This is a genomic window from Curtobacterium sp. MCLR17_044 (assembly GCF_003234435.1).
Taxonomy (GTDB): domain Bacteria; phylum Actinomycetota; class Actinomycetes; order Actinomycetales; family Microbacteriaceae; genus Curtobacterium; species Curtobacterium flaccumfaciens.
Genome location: NZ_QKTC01000007.1, coordinates 45,569 through 62,386, shown reverse-complemented (window position 1 = coordinate 62,386; position 16,818 = coordinate 45,569). Strand labels below are relative to the sequence as shown.

Genomic DNA, 16,818 nt, shown 5'->3' with positions numbered 1-16,818 from the left:
GTGACGACGGACTGGAGGCGCGGTGCCAGCTGGCGCCGTGCCTCCAGTCCGTCGGTCAGTCCGTCCAGGTCTGCTGGACGAGCGCTTTCAGGAGACCGTCGGTCGGGACGTTCGACTGCGTGATCGAGATCCAGGTGTCGCCGCGCACGAAGAACGTGTGCGTCGTCTCCACCTGATCCGAGTAGTACATCGACGTCTCGGTGTGCTGGCACGAACGTCCACCGAGCGTGTCGGTGCAGGTCCAGTCCTTGTCGGCGACGACGCGGAGGCGAGCCTGCAGGACGTCACGATCTGCCGTGCCCATCTCGAGGAACAACCCCTCGTCGCCCTCGGAGGTACCGCCCGGTGTCCAGGCACAGACCAGCTCCGCGTCCTCCTTGAACGGGATCTCGGGGTCGATGTAGTAGTCGGTCCTGCCGCCCGGTACCTGGGGGCGGAACTGGGTGATCTCCAGCGAACCGAACAAGCGCGGAGCATCGGCGGCCGGCACGGCATCGGTGCACGCCCCGGGGATCGTCGCCGTGGTGTCAGCCGGCGCGGGGGTCGGCGTGATGCGGGCCGCGGACGGGGACGGTGACACGGTCGGTGCCGGTGTCGGCGGTGCAGAGGACGGCGCGGGTGCCGGTGCTGCGGCGAAGGGCGTCGGAACGAGTCCGAGCGCCACCGAACCGCTCGCGGTGCCGATGCCGAGCACCCCGATCAACGCCACGATGAGGCCGACGCGACGGTGTGTGGAAGCCGGGCGAGGCTTGTCGTGCATGCCCCGGACGACCTGCTGCCGCATGCCGGCGAGCATCCGCTGCATCTCGTCGCCTCCGGGCGGCTCGTTGCTCATCGGGGACCCGTGGTCGGTTCGTCGTTCATCGTTCATCGTTCGTCACCGCCTTCTTGATCCGTGCACGGGACCGCCACACGCGCTGGGTGACGGCGCCGACGCTCATGCCGAGCAGGTCGGCGGCCTCGGCGTAGGAGCGGCCCTCGATGAGGCACAGCTCGCACACCTGGCGATCGAGTGGTGCAAGCGCGTCGATCTCGGCGCGGACCCACCGCAGTCGCTCGCGGGCGTCGTCGTCCGGCTCGGGCGCCGCGAGCTCGTCGGGCAGATCGACACCCTCGTGCCGTCGCTGCTGTCGCCGCAGGTTCGCGGCGTGGTTCCGGCACACGACGAGCAGCCACGGCAGGAGTGACTCCCCGGGGACCTCCACGGTGTCGGCCTTCTGCCACAGGGTCAGGAACGCGTCCTGCACGATCTCCTCGACGTCCATGCGCCGCGTGACCAGTGCCCACGTGTAGCGGGTCATGGTCTCGGCGTGACGGTCGAACAACGCGGTGACCGCACTGCGGTCGCCGCGCGCTGCTGCCGCCACGAGCGCGCTGTCCGGCTCGGCTGATCGGTTCATGTCCACCCCCTTCACTCCGCAGTGTGCACGGAGGGGACATCCTCACAGATCGGTCGCCACCGGGCGTGTCGCGACCGGGGCCGCCGCTGCGCGGACGGCGCGCACCCGCAGGAAGTCGAGCTTGTCGCCGTCGGGGCCGCTCTCCGGCGTGGAGTAGACGACGAGCTTGATGTCGGAATCGGGGACGGTGACGACGTCGCAGTCCAGGACCACGTCACCGACGATCGGGTTGTGGACCGTCTTCACGAGCGACTGGTGCGCCGTGGCTCGTCCTTCGTCCCAGTACCCGGCGAAGCGTTCGCTCTCGGTCCGGAGCCGGACGATGAACGCGCGGAACGCCGGGTCGCCGCCGAGGCTTCCGGCGGTGCGCCGGAGGTCGGCGACGAGCGCCCGCTCGAACGGTTCCGGTCCACCGTGCGCCGTCGCGATCTCGGCGACGCTGTTGTCGAGGAACGTCTGCACGATCAGGTTCTGTTCGGGGTCCTTGCGCACCGACGGCGCGTCGAAGAGTGCCTGCCAGAGCGGCGTGGAGTGCAGCAGTGTCCAGTCGGCGGCGAACACGGCGAGCGGCAGGTCACCCATGCGGACCAGCATGCGCTGGACACCGGGCGGGATGTGGCGGGACACCACACCAGCCCGGGGAGACGCCAGACCGGCGGCACGGTGGAACAGGTCCGTCTCGGCGCGGTCGAGCTGGAGCGCACGAGCGAGTGCCTGGACGACCTGGGCCGAGGGCGTGCGGGAGCGGCCCTGCTCGAGCCGCATCACGTAGTCGGCGCTGACACCGGCGAGCTGCGCGAGTTCCTCACGGCGGAGTCCCGCCGTCCTGCGTCGACCGTACGACTCCATCCCGACGTCCTCGGGGGTCAGCCGCCCCCGCCACGATCGGAGGAGATCGCCGAGGGCTTCGACCTGGTCTGCGGACACCCGACCATTCTCCGCGTGTGGACCCGCCGCTGGGTAGGACTGTCCTTCCGTGGCTGGAGATCCGGCAGCGCCGCACGCTGGTCACCTCACCACCAGCAACGAGCTCCAAGGAGATCCATGACGAACACCCTCATCACCGGCGGCAACAAGGGCATCGGCCGGGAGACCGCGCGACGGCTGATCGCCGCCGGGCACACCGTGTGGATCGGCGCTCGCGACATCGATCGCGGTCGGCGAGCCGCCGACGAACTCGGAGCGTCGTTCGTGCAGCTCGACGTCACGGACGACTCCTCCGTCGCCTCGGCCGCCGCGACGATCGGTGACCACGCAGGGCACCTCGACGTGCTGATCAACAACGCCGGCATCCTCGGGGACGTCACCGCACCCGAGGACATGACCGTCGACCAGCTCCGCGCGGTCTACGAGACGAACGTCTTCGGCGTCGTCCGTGTGACGAACGCGTTCCTGCCGGTACTCCGGCGGTCCGCTGCGCCCTCGGTGATCAACGTGACGAGCGGCCTCGGGTCGTTCACGATGATCCACGACCCCGAACGCGTGGAGTCGCAGTACCCCCTCGCGGCGTACGGGTCGTCGAAGACCGCGGTCACGATGCTGACGATGCAGTACGCGAAGACGACGCCGGACGTCCGCTTCAACGCGGTGGACCCCGGCCAGACCGCGACCGAGTTCACCGGGAACCTCGGGCACAGCGTCGAGGAGGGCGCCGACGCGGCCGTCCGGGTCGCGACCCTCGGCGCGGACACGCCGACCGGCACCGTCACGGATCGCGAGGGCACCCTGCCCTGGTGACCGCGCGGCGGTCCCCACACCGTGACGGACTGGAGGCGCGGTGCCAGCTGGCACCGCGCCTCCAGTCCGTCCGCTGGTCACGTCGCGCGACCGACGCCGGCTTGTTCACCCAACCGACGCATGCGCGTGGCAGGGTGGTCCGGGGCATCGTCGCCCGCAGCCCAGCCAGCCGCCAGCGGAGCACGATGCCAACACCCGACCTGATGATCGTCACGGACCTCGACGGGACGTTCCTCGACCACCACGACTACTCGTTCGACGCGGCCCTGCCGATGCTGGAACAGCTGCGGGCGGACGACGTCCCCGTGGTGTTCTGCAGCAGCAAGACGCGTGCCGAGATCACGGCGCTGCAGGCACGCACGGGGCTCGACGGACACGCGTTCGTGGCGGAGAACGGCGCGGTCGTCGTCGGACCGGCGGGCGACGTGCTGGTCGGACCGCGCGACGGCGACCTCGAGCGGCTGCACGCAGCACTCGACCGCGTCCGACAGTCACTGCAGCTGCGGTTCGAGACCTTCGGCGACGTGACCGACGCGGTCGTCGCCGCGTGGACCGGCCTCGACCTCGAAGCGGCCGGACGAGCGCAGCAGCGCGAGGCATCCGAGGTGCTGCTCTGGCACGCCGAGGACGACGACCGGGCGGACGCGTTCCGCGCGGCGCTCGCCACGGTCGGCCTCGACCTGGTGCGCGGCGGCCGGTTCTGGCACGTGCTGCCGGCGGGCCGCGACAAGGGCGCGGCGGTCCGGACGTTGATCGCCGAACACGAGCGTCGGACGGGGACGGTCCCGCGCACGATCGGACTCGGCGACGGCCCGAACGACACCGCGCTGCTCGACGCCGTCGACTTCGCCGTCGTGATCCGCGGACACGGCCCGGCACCCGGACCGCTCGCGGACGACCGCCCCGAGCGCGTCCACCGCACGACCGCCCCCGGCCCGCAGGGCTGGACCGAGGGCCTCACCCGGTTCACCACCCCGTCCGTCAGGAGCCACCGATGAGCGACTTCCACCAGAACGGCGTCATCACGACGTTCCACGACCTCGGTCGCCGCAGCACCGCGAGCCTCGAGGAGGACCTGCGGGGCTTCGCCGAGAAGCGTCCGATGAGCCTGATCCTGCCGGCGCTGTACTCCGAGCTCGAGCGTCCGGCCCTGTCGCGCATCGTCGACGAGCTGGCCGAGGCCGACTGGCTCAGCGAGATCGTGATCGGGCTCGACCGCGCCGACCGCTCGCAGTTCGAGCACGCCCGCGAGTTCTTCTCGCGGCTGCCCCAGCGGCACCGGATCCTGTGGAACGACGGGCCGCGACTGCGCGAGCTCGACGCCGAACTGGAGCGTGCTGGTCTGGCGCCGGGGGAGCCCGGCAAGGGCCGGAACGTCTGGTACTGCACCGGGTACGCCCTGGCGTCGGAGCGGGCGGACTGCATCGCCCTGCACGACTGCGACATCACCACCTACGAGCGGGGCATGCTCGCGCGGCTGTTCTACCCGGTCGCGAACCCCGCGTTCGACTACGAGTTCTCGAAGGGCTACTACGCCCGCGTCGCCGACGGTCGGATCAACGGCCGCGCCGCACGGCTGCTCGTCGGGCCCCTGCTCCGCTCGCTCCGCCAGGTCTACGGGGAGTCCGAGTACCTGGAGTACCTCAGCAGCTTCCGGTACCCGCTGTCCGGTGAGTTCGCGATGCGTGCCCACGTGCTCAACGGCCTGAAGATCCCCGGGGACTGGGGACTCGAGATCGGCATGCTCTCCGAGGTCTACCGCGACTACGCGACCCGGCAGGTGTGCCAGGTGGAGATCGCCGACGCGTACGACCACAAACACCAGCCCCTCGCCGAGGCCGACGGCACCGGTGGGCTCGCCCGGATGGGCAACGACATCGTGCAGTCGCTGCTCCGGAAGCTCGCGACGATGGGCGTCCCGCTCACGTCCGACTCGTTCCGGGTGCTCAAGGCGACGTACTACCGGAACGCGCTCGACATCGTCGAGGTGTACCGGCACGAAGCCGAGATGAGCGGGCTCGCGTTCGACCAGCACGCCGAGGAAGCCGCCGTGGAGCTCTTCACCAAGGCGATCCTCGACGCCGGCGGCGCCTTCACGGCGCGGCCGAACGACAAGCCGTTCATCCCGAGCTGGAGCCGGGTGCGCTCAGCGGTTCCGGACGTGCTCGACCGGCTGCGGGACGCGGTGGAGGCGGACCAGCAGGACTGACCGGTTCGCTCGACCGGGTGACGGCGTCGACGAAGCCGTCAACGACCAGACCGGCGCAAGCCGTCGAGGGGGACCCACCCTGGCTGCGAGCGTTGCCACGATCGGAAACGGTCGATGCGCCCCTGCGCGGCTGCCACGGCAGGCCGAGCCCGCCGGATCACGCGGCTCCGCAAGACGAGGAAGCCCGAGCCCACGAGGACGAAGAAGCCCGCCAGAGCCAGCCCCGTAAATCGGATCGGACCGACTACTGACCAGCCGATCGAGGCGCCGCCGAGCGCACACAGCACACACCCCCAGAACAACAGTCGGCTCGCGGTGTGCCGGAAGGTCCGGACGAGCCGTTCATCGTGTTCGATCGTCGGCGTGCTGCCGGGCTCTGACTCTGCGAACCCCACCCGGAGCCGCATCACGAGCCCCAGATGACGTACGCGACGACCCCGAGGACGACGACACCGCCGATGGGAACGAAGAAGATCCAGTCGTTCCGGATCGGCGCGCTACCCGGTTGATGGTCTCGCTGGAACGGGGCGACCGGGTTGCCGCTGACCCCGGGGAGGAAGTCGGTCGAGTGCTGTCGGACCGGTTCTTCGGGACGCTGGTCGTGCATGTGACCCCCCAGAGTCGACGGGTGCTGATGACCCTCCCGTCGATCTTGCCCGACATCGGGTGCCTTGACCACCACCGGTGCAATCGGCCGACTCGTCATCCGTGCTGCGGGTCCCACCCGTCGGATCCCGGCGCCCACCCGAGTTCCGGACCGAGACGCTCAGCGATGTCGGTGATGATCTGCGCGTAGTCGTCGGGCTCGAACGAGAACGGGAGTGCGAAGGCGACCTCGGTGACCGCCTGGTAGCCGACGTCGGCACGGAGCCGGTCCGCGATCTCGGCCGACGTGCCCACCAGGTCGGCGGCGAAGAGCATCCCGGCGGGGCCCTGCGGCACGCCGACGCGACCCGAGCGGCTGTCGACGTAGGCACGGTAGCGGGCCGCTTGCTCGGCCGTCGCGGTGTCGGTCGGGATGACGACCAGGCCCTGCGAGACGCGGGCGGCAGCGGGGTCGGGGTGGACGTCGAGGTAGGCGTCGATCTGGGCGCGCTGGTTCGTGGCGAAGTCGGTGCCGTTCTCACTGCGGGTGACGCTCGAGGTGAGCAGGTGGAAGCCGTTCTCACCCGCCCACACGGCCGACTTCGTGCTGCCGGTGCCGTACCAGATCCGGTCGGCCAGACCGGCGCTGTGCGGCTGGACGGTGCTCGCGAACTCCTCGATGCCACGCCGTTCGACGGTCTCGGTCGCCGTCACCGGGTCACCGCGCACCAGGTCGCGGAAGCGCAGGAGCCGGTCGTTGCCGAGGTCCTCGTGCTCCAGGGTGTCGGGGTAGATCGCGTCGCGGTACAGGTCGAAGTTCATCGGCGTGCCGACCGAGAACCCGGGGTTCAGGCGGCCGCCGAGCAGGACGTCGACCGTGCTGAGGTCCTCCGCCAGGCGGAATGGGTTCTCGGCGCCGAGCGGGGTGACGGCGGTGCCGAGGTCGATACGGGAGGTGCGCTGCGAGGCCGCCGCCATCACCGCGACGGGGGAGGAGATGCCGTGCTGCAGGTGCCGGTGGCGCAGCCAGGCGCTGTCGAAGCCCAGGGCCTCGGCGCGCTCGATCACGCGCAGGGTGTCCTCGTGGCCCTCGGACGGTCGGGCGGGGTCGAACGACCCGATCGTCAGGAAGCCGAGCCGGTGCAGGGGAGTTCCGTCGAGGGGCATGGGTCGATCGTGCCAGATGCGTCGTCCGTTGCGGCTGTCGATGACCGTCGTGCAGCCGCCGGGTCAGTCGCCGCTTTCCTTGATCAGCGCTTCGACGTTGTTGCCGTCCGGGTCGGACACGAACGCGGTGTACGCGTGGTACTCCGGCCAGTAGCGCGGTTCGTGCCGTGACACCCCGCCGGCGGCGACGGCTTCGCGGTGGAAGGCCTCGACCTCGCTCCGTGACCCGGCCTGGAACGCCAGGTGGAGTCCGCGCGTCGTCGCCTCGGGGGTCCGGGCAGTCTCGAGCGAGACGCTCGGGGTGTCGTCCCCGTGCTGCCAGAACTCGGCGACGGCGTCCGTGCGGTAGCCCGCTCCGATGCCGAGGGGCGCGAGGGCGGCGGTGTAGAACGCGTCGCTCGCGGCGAAGTCGCTGGCGAAGACGCCCAGGTGGTGGATGAGGTGACGACCCGGCATGGGACGACCCTAGGCCGCCGTCACGGCATCCGTCCGGGCAGCTTCCCGGTCCCGCTGGCAGGCTGGATCCGTGCACATCACCCTGGACTCAGCGACCGACATCGTCATCTCCGGCATCCGCTTCCCGGAGGGCAACCGCTGGCACGACGGACGGCTCTGGTACTCGGACATGCACACGGGCCAGGTCTTCTCGGTCGACCCGTCCTCGACCGACGGCCCCCGGCTCGAGGCCACCGTCGACGGGCAGTCGTCGGGGCTCGGGTGGCTCGCCGACGGGCGGCTCATCATCAGCTCGATGGAGTCCCGCACGGTCGTCGCCGTCGACCCGGACGGCAGCACCTCGGTGTTCGCCGACCTGTCCACGATCGAGTCGTCGCTCGTGAACGACCTGGTCGTCGACGCCCAGACCGGGCGGACCTACATCGGTGCCTTCGGCTACGACCTGTACGCGGGCGAGGAACTGCGCCCCGGCCCGCTCTACGTGATCGGCACCGACGGCTCCGTCCGCCTCGCCGCCGAGGGCCTGGTGTTCCCGAACAGCGCCAACATCCTGCCCGGCACCCGGACCCTGGTGGTCAGCGAGACGTGGGGCGGCCGGCTCACCGCCTTCGACATCGAGGACGACGGTTCGCTGACCGGGCGGCGCGAGTGGGCAGCCCTGCCCGGCGGCGTGACCCCGGACGGCAGCACCGTCGACCGTGACGGCGCGATCTGGGTCTGCTCGGTCGACACGGGGGAGTTCCTGCGGGTCGTCGAGGGTGGCGAGGTGACGGACCGCATCGACGCACCCGGGGACTGCGCGATCGACTGTGCGCTCGGTGGCGAGGACGGTCGCACCCTCTACCTGGCGACCGCCGACAGCTACGACCCGGCCGTGACGGCGACGACGCGCGCCGGTCGGATCAGCTCGGTGCGGGTCGAGGTGCCCGGGTGGTGAACCCGAGCGACCTCGCCGAGGCGACGCGTCGTGCCGAGTACCTGGTCGAGCACGGGCCGACGGTGGTCGTCATGTCGCAGCAGGCGGGGTTCGCCGGCATGTCGATCCTGTGGGCGTTCATCAGCGTTCCCTCCGTGCTCCGCACCGACTCGGTGATCTGGTTCCTGTTCGCCCTGGCCGGAGCGGTCGTGAACGTGACCGCATGGGTCCGTGCTCGACGCCACCGCAGGCTGCTGCCGTACCTCGTCGAGACGCCGCAACAGCCGCTCGGCGCGCTCACCCCGGCGGACCGCAAGTCCGTGACCCGACAGGTCAGCGGGAGGGCACCAGTGACGCCCGATGCCGTGCCGCTGGTGCGGGCGATGCTCGCGTGGCAGCGTCGGTCCGCCCGGATCTCGGCCCCGACCCTGATCGGCACCGGGCTCAGCCTGTTGGGACTCGGCGGCGCCTCGGCTACGACGTTCGGTTGGGGTTGGGCGTTCCTGGTGTTCATCGCCGTCGTCGCGGTGTTCGTCACGGTCGCGTCGGTGATCGGCGTGCGTCGAAGCCGCCGAGTTCTGGCCGAGATCGATCGGGCAGGCGCGCCCGTCTCCTGATCGGCAGGGCCTCACTCGGTGCGAGGTTGTACGCCTGGTGCGAGGCGGCAGGGTCGCACCAGGCGGACAACCTCGCACCAGGCGACACGGACGGCGCGCACCGCCCGCCACCACGCGCACCCGCGTCACCCGCACCCCTCCGGTTACGGCAGACTCAACGGACAAGCATCCAGGAGTGATCGTCATGTTCGTCGCCGCCATCGTCTTCCTCGTCATCGCGCTCGTCGCGCTCTTCTTCCGAACACGCACCTACTCCACCCCCGCACGACCGGCCACGCCCGGTCGCGAGGCACGTCCCGCCGTCCCGACCCGCCGCCCGAACCTCATCGCGACGTGGACCGCGGCCGCCGCCGGCGTCCTGTTCGTCGGGCTCACGCTCGGCAGCACCCTGTACGCGCAGGACACGGGCGAGTCGAAGGTCCAGGTGGACATCTCCGGCAACATCGTCGGACAGACCACGGACTCCGGGTTCCACTTCAAGGCACCGTGGGCGACGCTCCACACGTTCAACATCCGGAACCAGACCGTCACCTACATCAACGCGGTGAACGGCTCCGACTCGGACAACAACGGCAACGTCCGCTCCGGCCCGTACGTCACGGTGCAGGACCAGGACGGCGTCTCGTCGAACGTCAGCCTGAACCTGCAGTACAGCATCGACGCGAAGTCGGTCACCGACATCTACCGGTCGTACAAGACCGAGGAGAACTTCAAGACGCAGTTCATCGGCAACTCGGTGCGCAGCGTCGTCCGCCAGGTGCCGAACGACTTCACCACCATCGAGCTCATCACCAAGCGCGGCACCGTCGAGAAGGCGATGATCCAGGCGCTCGAGACGCGCTGGAAGGGCTCTGGCGTGCACGTCGACAACTTCGCGCTGCAGGAGATCACCCCGCCGAAGTCGGTCATCGACGCCTACGCCACGGCGCAGCAGGCGCAGATCCAGGTCACGAAGGAGCGCGCGCTCCTGGATGCCAAGAAGGTGCAGGCGCAGCAGCAGGTCGCCGAGGCCCAGGGTCAGGCCGACGCCAACGAGGTCCTCAACGAGCACCCGCTCTCCGACGCGGCCCTCAAGCAGCGCGAGATCGAGGCGCTCAAGAGCGCCGGCGACAACGGCTCCCTGATCGTCGTGCCGCAGGGCACCGACAACATCCTCAGCCTGCCCGGCACCTCGGGTTCGAAGAGCAAGTAGCGCGCCGAGACGCCGCCCAGTCGCCGAGACGCCTCCGTTTTCGGAGGCGTCTCGCGCACGGGGCGGCGTCGGGGGCACACGACGGCGTCTTCCGGATCCGAGACGCGCGCCGAGACGGACGGGAGGCACGGTGCCAGCTGGCGCCGTGCCTCCAGTCAGTCCGCGTGGCGGGGTCCAGGGCCCCGCTCAGGCCGCGCCGTGACTGGCGCGGCTGCGCCGCGAGAGCGAGTCGATGATGACGGCCAGCAGCAGGACCGCGCCGGTGATCATGTAGCGGATCGACGAGTCGAGGCTCAGCAGGGTGAGCCCGTTCGAGATCGACTGGATCACGATGATGCCGAGCAGTGCCGACCAGGCGCTGCCACGGCCACCGAACAGGCTGGTCCCGCCGATGACGGCTGCGGCGATCGCGTTGAGGTTCGTGTCCCCGGCGCCGGACGACAGGCTCGCCGAGTTCAGGCGGGCGGCGGCGAGGATGCCGCCGACGGTCGCGAAGAGCGAGGTCAGCATGAACACCGAGATGTAGATGCGGTTCACCCGGATGCCGGAGCGCCGTGCGGCCTCGACGTTGCCACCGACCGCGAAGACCGAACGGCCCCAGCGGGTGCGCTTCAGCACGAAGTTCATCAGCACGACCAGCACGACGAAGAACACGAACGAGGTCCCGGTGCCGAAGTCGCGCGACAGGTACCAGACCATCAGCGCGAGGCCGAGGAACAGGGCGACGGCCTTCACGATGGTCAGCGACATCGCTCCGGTCGACAGCCCGGCACGGCGGCGGCGGGCAGCGCGTCGGATCTCGGTGAAGAAGAGCCCGCCGGCGGCCAGGACGGCGAGCAGGTAGGCGAGCCACGGCGGCAGGTACGACGCCGACGCGAACTGCACGATCGGGGAGTCGTACGGCAGGTTGATCGAGCCGTTCGGGCCGAGGATGAGCAGCTGCAACCCGAGGAACCCGAGCAGACCGGCGAGCGTGATGACGAAGCTCGGCACCCCGAAGCGGGTGAACAGCAGGCCGTAGAGCAGACCGGCGGCGGCACCGACGGCCAGGGCGACCGTGAGCACGAGCCACAGCGGCCAGCCGAGCGTCGTGAGCCCCTGGCCGAGGATCGCGGCGGAGAGCCCGCTGACGCTGCCGACGGACAGGTCGATCTCGCCGAGCAGCAGCACGAGGACGATGCCGATCGCGATGGTGCCGACCGCGGCGCACTGCAGGGCGAGGTTGACCAGGTTGCCCGGGGACAGGAAGTCGGGGGAGAGCGCCTGGAACACCGCCCAGATGACGATGAGCCCGACGACCACCGGCAGCGAACCGATGTCACCGCCGCGCACCCGGCGGACGAACGCCTTCGCCGCGCCGCCGATCCCCTGGTCGCGCAGGAGCCGCTCGTCCTGCAGGTCGGCCGCCGAGGGCGTCGGGGTCGCTGCGGTGAGGGTCTCGTCGGTCTTGCTCATGCGCTGGTCTCCTGCTCGGTGCGGGCGGCGGCGCGACGGGTGACGGCGTTGTCGGTGGCGCCGGTGATGGCCGCGATGATCTCCTCGTAGGAGACGTCGTCGATGCGGAACGTGCCGTTGTTGCGGCCGAGTCGCAGGACCGCGACCCGGTCGGCGACGGCCTGCACGTCCGCGAGGTTGTGGCTGATGAGGACGACGCCGAGCCCGCGCTCACGCAGGCGTTCGACGAGGTTGAGGACCTCGGCGGTCTGTGCGACGCCGAGTGCGGCGGTGGGCTCGTCGAGGACGACCACCTGCGGGTCGCCGATCAGCGAGCGGGCGATCGCCACGGTCTGCCGCTGCCCACCGGACAACGACGCGATCGGGATCCGCACCGAGGGGATCCGTGCGGCGAGCTGCTGGAGGAGCTCCCACGATCGGCGCTCCATCTCCTCTTCGTCGAGGAACGGGTGGGCGATCTCGCGCCCGAGGAACAGGTTCGAGACCACGTCGAGGTTGTCGGCGAGGGCGAGGTCCTGGAACACCGTGGCGATGCCGAGGGTCTGGGCCGCGGCGGGGTTCGGGACGCTGACCTCGTCGCCGCCGAAGGTGATCGTGCCGCCGTCCGGCGTGTAGACCCCGGCGAGGATCTTCACGAACGTCGACTTGCCGGCGCCGTTGTCGCCGACGATGGCGACCACCTCGCCCGGGTAGACGTCGAAGTCGATGTCGCTGAGGGCCTGGACGGCGCCGAACCGCTTGGTGATCCCGCGCAGGGACATCACCGGGTCGGCGGAGGGGTGTGCTGCTGGTGACGCGTTGCTCACGGGTGTCGTGCTCACGGGTGTCGTCCTCGATCGGTGAGGCCCGCCCGGTCCGCAGTCGGACCGGGCGGGCAGAGGGGGTCGGACCTACTTGATGCCGGCGCTGTCGCAGGCCGACTTGTACTGCGCGGTGCAGATCTTCGACACCTCGTACAGGCCGTCCTTGACCACCGTCGACTGGACGTTGTCCGTGGTGACGGCGACCGGGTCGAGCAGCGTCGACTGGACGCTGGCGCCGCCGGCGGTGTCGACGGTGGTGTCGCCCTTCGGGGTCTCACCCTTCGCGAACTGGATCGCCAGGTCGGCGGCCTTCGACGCCTCGGGCTTGAAGGCCTTGTAGACGGTCATGTACTGCTCACCGGCGAGGATCCGCTGGATGCCCGCGAGCGAGGCGTCCTGCCCGGTGACGGGCGGGAGCTCGGTGACGCCGGCCGACTTCAGGGCCGCGATGACGCCGCCGCCGGTGTCGTCGTTCGCCGCGTAGACGCCGGTGATCTTGTCCTTGCCGAGCTTGCTGATCTGGCCGGCTGCCCAGTCCTGCGCCTTGGCGGGGTCCCATCCGGGGGTGTCGTACTCGGCGAGCACCTTGTAGCCGCTGTCGTCGATGACCGAGTGCGCGCCCTTCTTGAACTGCGAGGCGTTGTTGTCGGTGGGGGAGCCGTTCACCATGATGATGCCCGAGCCCTCCGGGACCTTCTTCGCCTTGAGGGCGTCGACCAGGGCCTGGCCCTGCAGCTCGCCGACCTTCTCGTTGTCGAACGAGATGTAGTAGCTCAGGTCGGGGCTGTTGATGAGCCGGTCGTAGGAGATCACCGGCACCTTCTTGGCCTTCGCCTGCTGGACGATGGACGCTGCGGCCTCGCCGTCGAACGGGTCGAGGACCAGGACCTTGACGCCCTGCGTGAGCATCGACTGGGCCTGCTGCAGCTGCTTCGACGCGTCGCCGTCGGCGTTCGCGTAGATGACCGAGCAGCCGCTGCACTGCTTCTTCACCTCGGCGGTGAAGAGCGGACGGTCGGCGCTGGCGTAGCGGGCGGTGACGGAGTCGGGCAGGAGCAGGCCGATCTTGGCCTTCGACGCGTCGCCGCCGCCTCCGCCGGAACCGGTCCCGGCGTCCGCGCCGTTGGAACAGCCCGCCAGGGTGGTGATCGCGAGCAGCAGGGCGCTGACGCCCAGCATCGCTCGTGTGGTGGATTTCTTCATTGAAACGTCCTCCAACAGTGGACCGCCCCCATCGGCGGTGCCCTGAGTGTGACAGCGAGCGTTCTTGGCTGCAAGAGTTGAACGCAAGGACCGCGCGCCGTGACGAAAACGTTATCCGGAGGGCGCGGAGCGGCACGGCCGGCGCAGCGCGGAGCGCCCCGGCCTGCACGGGGTGCCCCGGCCGGCACGGCCCGGCGCGTCTCCGCCTAGCGTGCGCGCGTCACGTCCACGGCTTCGATCGCCAGGGCCAGCGCGCCGGTCACCGAGGCCTTCTCGCCGAGCTGCCCCTGCACCACGTCCGGCGTGCCGTCCACGTCGACGATCAACGACGACTCGAGGGCCTGCCGCATCGGGCCGAGCAGGAGTTCCCCGGCCCGTGCGAACTCGCCGGTGACCACCACCCGCTCCGGGTCGAGGACGTTGCACAGGCCCACCGCCGCCGAACCGATCGCCCGCCCGGCGTCGGCCACGGCACGCATGCAGACCTGGTCGCCGCCCATCGCGCGCAGGATCAGGTCCGCCAGCTTCAGGGTTCCGACCTCGTCGCGGACGCCCTCGAGCACCGCGGGCGCGCCGGCGATCGCCTCGAGGCACCCGCGGTTGCCGCACCGGCACAGGGGCCCGTTCGGCAGGACGGGGGTGTGCCCGAACTCACCGGCGATGCCGTGGTGCCCACGGAACAGGTGCCCGCCGAGCACGAGTCCGGCGCCGATGCCGTTGCCGACGTCGAGCGTCACCACGGTGTCGCGGCCGCGGGCCGCCCCGCTCCGGTGTTCCGCCAGGGCGGCGAGGTTGGCGGAGTTGTCGACCTGCACGGGCTTGTCCATCCGCCGGGCGAGCGACTGGCCGAGCGCGATGCCGTCCCAACCCCGCAGGATCCCGCCGCGCGCCGTCATCCCGGTGCGGGCGTCGATCGGTGCGGCCACGGCGAGGCCGACTGCGAGCACCTCGTCCATCGACGACTCGATGGACTCCACCATGTCCAGCACGAGCAGCGCGGTCTTGTCGAGCTCGGCGTCCGCGCGGTGGTCCCGGGCCAGGGGCATGTGCCGTTCGGCCAGGACGGCACCGTTCAGGTCCGACAGCGCCAGCCGCAGGTGCCGCGGCGAGACGTGCACCCCGGCGACCAGCCCGAGGCCGTGCGGCAGGGTCACGCGGAGCGCCCGACGGCCGCTCGAGGTGCTCGGCGTCGCGTGCAGAGCGCCGGTCGCGACGAGTTCCTTGACGATGTTCGAGACGGTTGCGGGGGAGAGTCCGGTCACCCCGGCGAGCTCGACCTGCGTCAGTCCGCCGTGCCGCTTCACCGCGCTGACGACCCGGCCCCGGTTGGCTTCACGCAGTGAAGCTTGGTTCCCCGGACTGCGGCGCGGCTCTGACACGGGGACAGCGTAACGGGCGGGTCCGGAACGCTCGCCGTGACGGTCTGGAGGCACGGTGCCAGCTGGCACCGTGCCTCCAGTCCGTGGGTCGTCGCGTCCACCGCCCGCACCCGTCGTCAGACGCGTCGCGCCGTCCGGTCGAGGCGCGGGGTCGGGATGTCCAGGGCGGCGGCGGTGCGCCGGACGTCCTCGAGGACCGCGAGGGGTTCGGCGGCGGAGGGGTCGTCGTGCGCGGCGAGGCTCGCCCGCGCGATCGGGACGAGCGCCGTGGCCGTGGCCACCACGGCGGCCGTCACCCCCGGGCGTCGGACGGGCAGGGTCGTGGAGCGGTGTCGGGAGAGGTCGACGCCCCGTGCCTCCAGGACCGGGAGGAGCTCGCGGCCGGTCAGGAACGCGTCGCGGAGCGCGTGCCGATCCCCGACCATCGTCGCCAGGCCACCGCTCTGCAGGGCCTGTGCGAACATGCCGGCGTCGAGTACGAAGTGCAGCCACAGCCATCCGCGGATGTCGTCCTCGTCCTGCACGGTGAACCCCGCCCGCTGGAACACCGACCGCACCAGCTCCCGCCGGTCCGGAGCCGTGCCGGTCGTCCCGAGCCGGATCGAACGGAGGACGGCACCGTGCAGGACCCCGTCGGCGTCGAACCCGCCGCCGGCGCCCGGGAACCCGAACAGCACCCGGTCCGCGGCGAGCGGTGCGACCGCGGCGAGGGGTTCGTCCCACACGTTGCCGAGGACCAGCACCGTGGCGTCGCCGATGCGAGGTGCCAGGGTGGCCACGGACTCCTGCAGTCGGTGGTGGCCGACGCTGAGGACGACGAGGTCGTACGCGTCGTCCGCGTCGATCGACTCGACCAGTCTCGTCGGCGACGTCGATCGGGTCCGCCGCCCCAGGGGTCCGCGGCGGCCGTCGATGAAGTCGGTCTGCACGCTGTCGCCGTACTCGGCAGCACGCCCCGGCCGCACCAGGTGGTCGACCTGGTGCCCGGAGTGCTGGAAGGCCTGGCCGTAGATCGTGGCGATGACGCCCCGGCCGAGCATGAGGATCCGCATCAGGCACCTGTCCGCTAGTCTGGAGACGATCTCCACTTTGAAGATATGGAGATTTTTTCCACTTGTCAAGGAGCGCCCGTGCCGGTCGAGGAACCCCTGCCTGCCGAGAAGCCGATGCGTGCCGACGCCCGTCGGAACCGCGACGCGATCGTGGCCGCTGCCCGGACGGCGTTCGAGCGTGACGAGCAGCTCCGGTTCGACGACTTCGCCGGACGCGCGGGAGTCGGCGTCGGCACCCTCTACCGACACTTCCCGACACGCGAAGCGCTGGCGGCTGCGGTCTACCGGGGTGAGGTCGACGTCCTCTGCCGCCGTGCTCGTGACTCGACGCGACCAGCGGCCGAGAGCCTCGACGACTTCCTGCACGGGTTCGTGGAGTACGTGGTCGACCACGCGGGGCTCGCGCGCACCCTCGCCGCCGTCGTCGACGCCACCACGCAGGCCGAGGGTGGGGGAGACCTGGAGCGGACGCTCGCCGAGCTGATGGCGCGCGCTGCTGCCGACGGCACCATCCGGTCCGACGTCGCCCCCGGGACGGTGCTCATGCTGCTGCACGGCATCGGGGCCGGGATCGATCGCCCCGGGTGGGCGACGGAAGCCCGTGCTGCCGCCGACCTGATCTCCCGAGGGCTCCGCGCCGGCTGATC

The 16,818-nt window shown here is 70.8% G+C and carries 18 protein-coding genes; 7 read left to right on the top strand and 11 right to left on the bottom strand.

Annotation, left to right across the window (positions count from 1 at the left end; all coding sequences use genetic code 11):
- Positions 1 to 55 precede the first annotated feature (55 nt).
- The 3 genes from DEJ04_RS06345 to DEJ04_RS06335 are packed head-to-tail and all read right to left on the bottom strand — an operon-like array spanning position 56 to position 2,327.
- Positions 56 to 835 carry a hypothetical protein gene (locus tag DEJ04_RS06345; protein WP_111046559.1) on the bottom strand — a complete coding sequence of 260 codons (780 nt, stop codon included), beginning with the start codon at positions 833 to 835 and terminating at the stop codon, positions 56 to 58.
- Positions 836 to 860: 25 nt separating this feature from the next.
- On the bottom strand, positions 861 to 1,400 hold the full coding sequence (locus DEJ04_RS06340; RefSeq protein ID WP_083389453.1) for an RNA polymerase sigma factor: 540 nt from the start codon (positions 1,398 to 1,400) through the stop codon (positions 861 to 863).
- Between the two features lie 42 nt (positions 1,401 to 1,442).
- Positions 1,443 to 2,327: a helix-turn-helix transcriptional regulator gene (locus DEJ04_RS06335; protein ID WP_111046558.1), complete on the bottom strand. Its 885-nt coding sequence runs from the start codon at positions 2,325 to 2,327 to the stop codon at positions 1,443 to 1,445.
- Between the two features lie 117 nt (positions 2,328 to 2,444).
- Between DEJ04_RS06335 and DEJ04_RS06330 the strand changes: the two genes are divergently transcribed.
- From DEJ04_RS06330 to DEJ04_RS06320, 3 genes are all read left to right on the top strand, one after another.
- The gene (locus DEJ04_RS06330) at positions 2,445 to 3,137 is read left to right on the top strand and encodes an SDR family NAD(P)-dependent oxidoreductase (protein WP_111046557.1); all 693 of its coding nucleotides are present in this window, start codon (positions 2,445 to 2,447) and stop codon (positions 3,135 to 3,137) included.
- Positions 3,138 to 3,322: 185 nt separating this feature from the next.
- Positions 3,323 to 4,135: a mannosyl-3-phosphoglycerate phosphatase gene (locus tag DEJ04_RS06325; RefSeq protein WP_111046622.1), complete on the top strand. Its 813-nt coding sequence runs from the start codon at positions 3,323 to 3,325 to the stop codon at positions 4,133 to 4,135.
- Positions 4,132 to 5,346: a glycosyl transferase gene (locus tag DEJ04_RS06320; RefSeq protein WP_027464806.1), complete on the top strand. Its 1,215-nt coding sequence runs from the start codon at positions 4,132 to 4,134 to the stop codon at positions 5,344 to 5,346. Before DEJ04_RS06325 ends, DEJ04_RS06320 begins: the two co-directional genes overlap by 4 nt.
- A 406-nt stretch (positions 5,347 to 5,752) precedes the next feature.
- Here DEJ04_RS06320 and DEJ04_RS06310 read toward each other — a convergent pair whose 3' ends face one another.
- The 3 genes from DEJ04_RS06310 to DEJ04_RS06300 all read right to left on the bottom strand — a co-directional run bounded on the left by DEJ04_RS06310 (position 5,753) and on the right by DEJ04_RS06300 (position 7,554).
- Positions 5,753 to 5,953, bottom strand: a complete 201-nt coding sequence (locus DEJ04_RS06310; RefSeq protein ID WP_110864786.1) for a hypothetical protein — start codon at positions 5,951 to 5,953, stop codon at positions 5,753 to 5,755.
- Positions 5,954 to 6,048: 95 nt separating this feature from the next.
- On the bottom strand, positions 6,049 to 7,098 hold the full coding sequence (locus tag DEJ04_RS06305) for an LLM class flavin-dependent oxidoreductase (RefSeq protein ID WP_110864787.1): 1,050 nt from the start codon (positions 7,096 to 7,098) through the stop codon (positions 6,049 to 6,051).
- Positions 7,099 to 7,161: 63 nt separating this feature from the next.
- Entirely contained in the window at positions 7,162 to 7,554 is a 393-nt protein-coding gene (locus tag DEJ04_RS06300) for a VOC family protein (protein ID WP_111046556.1), read from the bottom strand.
- A gap of 70 nt (positions 7,555 to 7,624) precedes the next feature.
- On the opposite strand from DEJ04_RS06300, the gene DEJ04_RS06295 reads away from it, so the two are divergent.
- From DEJ04_RS06295 to DEJ04_RS06285, 3 genes are all read left to right on the top strand, one after another.
- The gene (locus DEJ04_RS06295) at positions 7,625 to 8,491 is read left to right on the top strand and encodes an SMP-30/gluconolactonase/LRE family protein (protein WP_111046555.1); all 867 of its coding nucleotides are present in this window, start codon (positions 7,625 to 7,627) and stop codon (positions 8,489 to 8,491) included.
- Positions 8,488 to 9,087 (top strand): hypothetical protein, encoded by a 600-nt coding sequence (locus tag DEJ04_RS06290; RefSeq protein ID WP_146248655.1) that lies wholly within the window; start codon positions 8,488 to 8,490, stop codon positions 9,085 to 9,087. Before DEJ04_RS06295 ends, DEJ04_RS06290 begins: the two co-directional genes overlap by 4 nt.
- A 184-nt stretch (positions 9,088 to 9,271) precedes the next feature.
- On the top strand, positions 9,272 to 10,279 hold the full coding sequence (locus DEJ04_RS06285) for an SPFH domain-containing protein (RefSeq protein WP_152377666.1): 1,008 nt from the start codon (positions 9,272 to 9,274) through the stop codon (positions 10,277 to 10,279).
- Positions 10,280 to 10,465: 186 nt separating this feature from the next.
- Here DEJ04_RS06285 and DEJ04_RS06280 read toward each other — a convergent pair whose 3' ends face one another.
- The 5 genes from DEJ04_RS06280 to DEJ04_RS06260 form a co-directional block, all read right to left on the bottom strand.
- The gene (locus DEJ04_RS06280; protein WP_111046553.1) at positions 10,466 to 11,734 is read right to left on the bottom strand and encodes a sugar ABC transporter permease; all 1,269 of its coding nucleotides are present in this window, start codon (positions 11,732 to 11,734) and stop codon (positions 10,466 to 10,468) included.
- Complete coding sequence (locus tag DEJ04_RS06275) at positions 11,731 to 12,495, bottom strand: ATP-binding cassette domain-containing protein (RefSeq protein WP_110864792.1); 765 nt, start codon at positions 12,493 to 12,495, stop codon at positions 11,731 to 11,733. The genes DEJ04_RS06280 and DEJ04_RS06275 overlap by 4 nt, the downstream gene beginning before the upstream one ends.
- 129 nt (positions 12,496 to 12,624) lie before the next feature.
- Positions 12,625 to 13,740, bottom strand: a complete 1,116-nt coding sequence (locus DEJ04_RS06270) for a sugar ABC transporter substrate-binding protein (protein WP_110864793.1) — start codon at positions 13,738 to 13,740, stop codon at positions 12,625 to 12,627.
- A 206-nt stretch (positions 13,741 to 13,946) separates the two neighbouring features.
- Complete coding sequence (locus tag DEJ04_RS06265; RefSeq protein ID WP_111046552.1) at positions 13,947 to 15,119, bottom strand: ROK family transcriptional regulator; 1,173 nt, start codon at positions 15,117 to 15,119, stop codon at positions 13,947 to 13,949.
- Positions 15,120 to 15,235: 116 nt separating this feature from the next.
- Positions 15,236 to 16,171 (bottom strand): ketopantoate reductase family protein, encoded by a 936-nt coding sequence (locus DEJ04_RS06260; RefSeq protein WP_111046551.1) that lies wholly within the window; start codon positions 16,169 to 16,171, stop codon positions 15,236 to 15,238.
- A 78-nt stretch (positions 16,172 to 16,249) separates the two neighbouring features.
- On the opposite strand from DEJ04_RS06260, the gene DEJ04_RS06255 reads away from it, so the two are divergent.
- Complete coding sequence (locus DEJ04_RS06255; RefSeq protein ID WP_111046550.1) at positions 16,250 to 16,816, top strand: TetR/AcrR family transcriptional regulator; 567 nt, start codon at positions 16,250 to 16,252, stop codon at positions 16,814 to 16,816.
- Positions 16,817 to 16,818 lie beyond the last annotated feature (2 nt).

Coding starts and splice junctions, on each gene's coding strand:
- DEJ04_RS06260 (WP_111046551.1), bottom strand. CDS start 16,171: ATGCGGATCCTCATGCTCGGCCGGGGCGTCATCGCCACGATCTACGGC.
- DEJ04_RS06320 (WP_027464806.1), top strand. CDS start 4,132: ATGAGCGACTTCCACCAGAACGGCGTCATCACGACGTTCCACGACCTC.
- DEJ04_RS06345 (WP_111046559.1), bottom strand. CDS start 835: ATGAGCAACGAGCCGCCCGGAGGCGACGAGATGCAGCGGATGCTCGCC.
- DEJ04_RS06305 (WP_110864787.1), bottom strand. CDS start 7,098: ATGCCCCTCGACGGAACTCCCCTGCACCGGCTCGGCTTCCTGACGATC.
- DEJ04_RS06340 (WP_083389453.1), bottom strand. CDS start 1,400: ATGAACCGATCAGCCGAGCCGGACAGCGCGCTCGTGGCGGCAGCAGCG.
- DEJ04_RS06270 (WP_110864793.1), bottom strand. CDS start 13,740: ATGAAGAAATCCACCACACGAGCGATGCTGGGCGTCAGCGCCCTGCTG.
- DEJ04_RS06285 (WP_152377666.1), top strand. CDS start 9,272: ATGTTCGTCGCCGCCATCGTCTTCCTCGTCATCGCGCTCGTCGCGCTC.
- DEJ04_RS06325 (WP_111046622.1), top strand. CDS start 3,323: ATGCCAACACCCGACCTGATGATCGTCACGGACCTCGACGGGACGTTC.
- DEJ04_RS06330 (WP_111046557.1), top strand. CDS start 2,445: ATGACGAACACCCTCATCACCGGCGGCAACAAGGGCATCGGCCGGGAG.
- DEJ04_RS06280 (WP_111046553.1), bottom strand. CDS start 11,734: ATGAGCAAGACCGACGAGACCCTCACCGCAGCGACCCCGACGCCCTCG.
- DEJ04_RS06310 (WP_110864786.1), bottom strand. CDS start 5,953: ATGCACGACCAGCGTCCCGAAGAACCGGTCCGACAGCACTCGACCGAC.
- DEJ04_RS06275 (WP_110864792.1), bottom strand. CDS start 12,495: ATGTCCCTGCGCGGGATCACCAAGCGGTTCGGCGCCGTCCAGGCCCTC.
- DEJ04_RS06300 (WP_111046556.1), bottom strand. CDS start 7,554: ATGCCGGGTCGTCACCTCATCCACCACCTGGGCGTCTTCGCCAGCGAC.